The sequence below is a fragment of the Sphingopyxis sp. genome (genome assembly GCF_035998965.1).
Lineage (GTDB): Bacteria > Pseudomonadota > Alphaproteobacteria > Sphingomonadales > Sphingomonadaceae > Sphingopyxis.
The window spans coordinates 1-3,645 of sequence record NZ_DASYHE010000104.1 but is presented as its reverse complement, the minus strand read 5'-3'; the positions used below and the strand labels follow the sequence as shown (position 1 = coordinate 3,645).

The 3,645-nt window shown below is 64.1% G+C and carries 6 protein-coding genes; 2 read left to right on the top strand and 4 right to left on the bottom strand.

The window, feature by feature from the left end:
• The first annotated feature begins 15 nt into the window (after positions 1 to 15).
• Both VGN68_RS20395 and VGN68_RS20390 read left to right on the top strand, forming a co-directional pair.
• Entirely contained in the window at positions 16 to 810 is a 795-nt protein-coding gene (locus tag VGN68_RS20395; RefSeq protein WP_327479554.1) for a cold-shock protein, read from the top strand.
• Between the two features lie 99 nt (positions 811 to 909).
• The gene (locus VGN68_RS20390; protein ID WP_327479552.1) at positions 910 to 1,251 is read left to right on the top strand and encodes a hypothetical protein; all 342 of its coding nucleotides are present in this window, start codon (positions 910 to 912) and stop codon (positions 1,249 to 1,251) included.
• A gap of 180 nt (positions 1,252 to 1,431) precedes the next feature.
• On the opposite strand, the gene VGN68_RS20385 is transcribed toward VGN68_RS20390, so the two are convergent.
• From VGN68_RS20385 to VGN68_RS20370, 4 genes are all read right to left on the bottom strand, one after another.
• On the bottom strand, positions 1,432 to 1,887 hold the full coding sequence (locus tag VGN68_RS20385; RefSeq protein WP_327479550.1) for a DNA starvation/stationary phase protection protein: 456 nt from the start codon (positions 1,885 to 1,887) through the stop codon (positions 1,432 to 1,434).
• Positions 1,888 to 2,002: 115 nt separating this feature from the next.
• On the bottom strand, positions 2,003 to 2,560 hold the full coding sequence (locus tag VGN68_RS20380; RefSeq protein ID WP_327479548.1) for a hypothetical protein: 558 nt from the start codon (positions 2,558 to 2,560) through the stop codon (positions 2,003 to 2,005).
• Between the two features lie 44 nt (positions 2,561 to 2,604).
• On the bottom strand, positions 2,605 to 2,934 hold the full coding sequence (locus VGN68_RS20375; protein ID WP_327479546.1) for a hypothetical protein: 330 nt from the start codon (positions 2,932 to 2,934) through the stop codon (positions 2,605 to 2,607).
• Between the two features lie 62 nt (positions 2,935 to 2,996).
• On the bottom strand, positions 2,997 to 3,518 hold the full coding sequence (locus tag VGN68_RS20370; RefSeq protein ID WP_327479544.1) for a GGDEF domain-containing protein: 522 nt from the start codon (positions 3,516 to 3,518) through the stop codon (positions 2,997 to 2,999).
• Positions 3,519 to 3,645: the final 127 nt, after the last annotated feature.

Here is a 3,645-nt window from a genome sequence, read left to right as displayed (position 1 = left end):
AGCGACTATTAGACAATGAGTTTCAACAAGGATCGCCGCGGCCAGCGGGGGCGCGGCAAGCGCGATGATTTCGGCAATTTCGACAGCTTCGAACCTGCACCTTATGGCGGCGACAGCTATGGCGGCGGTAACCGCGGTGGCGGTTTCGGCGACCGTCCCGGTGGCGGCTTCGGCGGCGGTGATCGTCCCGGCGGGGGCTTCGGCGGCGGTGATCGTGGCGGTGGCTTCGGCGGTGGCGGTGGCGGCTTCGGCGGCGGACGTGGCGGCGGGATGCCGGCGCAGGTCGTTGGCGAAGGCAATGGCACGGTAAAATTCTTCAACGCGGCGAAAGGCTTTGGCTTTGTCGCGCGCGACGATGGCGGCGAAGATGTGTTCGTTCACATCAGCGCGGTCGAACAGGCGGGGCTGGTCGGGCTCGCTTCGGGCCAGCCGCTCGGCTTCACTCTCGTCGAACGCAATGGCAAGGTGTCAGCCATCGATCTGAAGATCGAGGGCGAACCGATGCCGATCGAAGACAGCGGCCCGCGCCGCGACGATCGGGGCGCTCCCGGCGCAGCCCCCGGCGGTGCGCGCGGTCGGCGCCAGCTGACCGGCGAACGCACCTCGGGCACGGTCAAATTTTTCAACACGACCAAGGGCTTCGGCTTTATCGCGCGCGACGACGGACAGGCCGACGCTTTTGTCCACATCAGCGCGGTGCAGCGCGCCGGGATGACCGGCCTCGACGAAGGCGACCGCGTCGCGTTCGACATCGAGGTCGACGACCGCGGCAAATTCGCCGCGGTAAACATCCAGCCGCATCAGGACTGATCAGCAGGATCAACCGAACACACGAAAAGGGCGGCTTTCGGGCCGCCCTTTTTGTTTGGCGATCGGCGCGCGCCAATCTTCGGCAATTCAGGTAGCAGCATGGCCCGCAAACATTCGAAGCATGATCCTTACGGCGACCGGCATCGCGAAGAAGACGCTCCGGCGATCGCGGTGCCGCCGTGCTGGCTGTGCGGTAGGCCCACGGGCAAGACGATTGTCTGGCATCATCCCATCCCCAAAAGCCGGGGCGGGCGCGACGTCGTGCCGATGCACCCTATTTGCCAGCAAACTTTGATCGCCAACTTCACCAATACGGAACTGCAACGCCACGGAATGGATGTCGATGGCCTGCTGGCCAACCCCAATGTGCGCAAATTTGTCGACTGGGTGGCGAAAAAGGATCCCGATTTCACCGCGACCACGGCGAAGAAACAGCGCTGATCAGGCGGAATAACCGGAAAACAAAAAGCGCGGCCCGCGGACCGCGCTATTTGTTTGCGGGGCAAGGATGAAGGTCGCGATTGACACACCCTCGCCCCCGCGGCCACTGTCGGTTTACACAGCCATCATGGAATAAGGCGGCTCGGGGCCCCCGCTAGGGCGGGAGCGATTTCGGTCGCCTCAATATCCCAGCGTCGCTTCCAGAAACCAGATTCGCTGCTGCGTTTCATCGGCCCAGCTATCGACCAGCCCGCTCGTCGCGATGTCGCCATCGGCCTCGGCGGCGGCCTTCACCTCTTTCAGTTGGCCTAGCAAAGTCTTATTATCGTCGGCCAGCGCTCGGATCATCGACTCGGCATCGGTACCCGCGGCGTCATCATCGCGGATCGAGCTGCGGCGGCCGATGTCGCCGATCGATTGCAGCGTCCGCGCGCCATTTTTGCGCACCCGTTCCGCAATCAGGTCGGTGGTCGCGAAAATCTGCGTTGCCTGTTCGTCGAACAGCAGGTGCAGCTCGCGAAAGCGCGGCCCCTGGACATGCCAGTGATAGTTTTTGGTCTTCAAATAGAGCGTAAAACTGTCGGCGAGCAGCGCGTTGAGTGCGTCGGCGACGGCGGGCTGGTTTTTCTGGGACATGGGAAATATCCTTTCTATTTGGTCCCCATATAGCGCGTCGCGACAATCTTTGCGCGTGAAAGCTGTCGGTCGCTGTCATCGACAAAAGCGATGATGAAGCGCAAATTCGAAAGATCTATGCGATCAATCCGAACGCCCCCAAGGCGGTTACGATGCCCCACATCGTCAAAATCGCGGCGCTGGCCCAGCGCAGCACATGCGCCGCGCGCCGTTCGGCAAGTTCCGCTCCGAATGCCAGAAACGGCAGTAGCGCCAGCGTCCAGCCGACCAGCGCGCCCGCTGCGGCCCATTGTCCCGCGCCGCTGGTCGCGGCGAGCGCGCCGATCAGAAAATGGCTGCGGTCACCAAACTGCGCGATCAGCATCCGTCCCGCCAGCATTGTTGGGGTCGCTGTCAGCGCGCCGTCATCGAACAGCGACGACCGCCCCCGCCACAGCAGCGCCCGGGCGGCCGAAAGCATGGCGAATGCCACCAGCAGCGCCGCGACGCCCTGCCCGATCATCCGGTTGGCGACCGCCCCTGCGGTTGCGGCAATGATCGCATTGAGGAGGAAGGCACCAAAGGCGATGCCGACGACGACCCGCCGATCCGGCCGCGCGCTCAGCAGCCGCGACAGCAATATCCCGCTGCGCCCGTCGGCATTGGCGAGCAGCACCGCGACCAGCGCAAGCATGATTGCATCCATGAAAACCCGTCTGAATTGTCAGGCAGGAACCGTCAATGACCGAGCCGCATCGCAACCGATGCCAGCCACGCTTCATGCGTGGCGGCGGGCAATGGCCCACGCGGGACACTGGCCGCATCGCTCATCGCGTCGAGATAGGTCAGGATCGCGGCGCGATAGCCGCCGCCCGCGACCGCCGATTCGAGCCGACTTGCCAGCGTCTCGACCGCGGCAAAGCCATTGTCGCGCGCCAGACAGCGGATGTCGTCGATGCGCTGGACGATCTGCGCCAATGCGCAATGCGGCAGCGCTTCGGCCAGCGCGCCGATCTGGCCGGTGATCCGGTCCTGAATGTCATGATATGGGTCGGCTTGGGTACGCATGTTCACCCCCTGTCCTGACAGGACGATGCGCCCTTATGGTTAACAGGCGGTTAGCGGTAGTATCAGCGGTGACCAGGGGCCGAACCCTGCCCCTGCTTGTTGCGATACATGTCGCGGTCGGCGGCGGCCAATATGTCCGATTCGGTCATCCCCGACTGGAGCATCGCGATCCCGAAGCAGGCCGACAGCGCGATCTGGTGCCCGTCATACTCGGCCGGCGCCGCGGTCAGCACATCGCCCAGCCGCGCAATCTGGGCGCGCGCGCCCTCTTCGCTCGACTGGTCGAGGATCAGCCCGAACTCGTCGCCGCCGATGCGCGCCGCCACGTCAGTCGCGCGGATCGATTCGGCGAGCCGCTTGGCGATTTCCATCAAGGCGAAGTCGCCCGCGGCATGGCCAAAACTGTCGTTGATCAATTTCAGCTGGTTGACGTCGACAAACACGACCGCCGCCCGTTCGGCATGACGCTCGAACCGCGCCATACGGTGATGGATGGCGGTGAGGAAATAGCGGCGGTTAAACAGCGGGGTCAGCGTGTCGCGTTCGGACACGCGCTCCAGCTCGGCCACGGCGATCTTCAACACGCGGTTCTCGCGGCGCAGCGCGTCGCGTTCCCGGCGGATGTCCCGCAGCTGGTCTTCGATGGAGTCAACGGCGACGGAGCCGAACTGGTCGACCGCGATCCGTGCCCCCCCTACGCTATCCATTCAA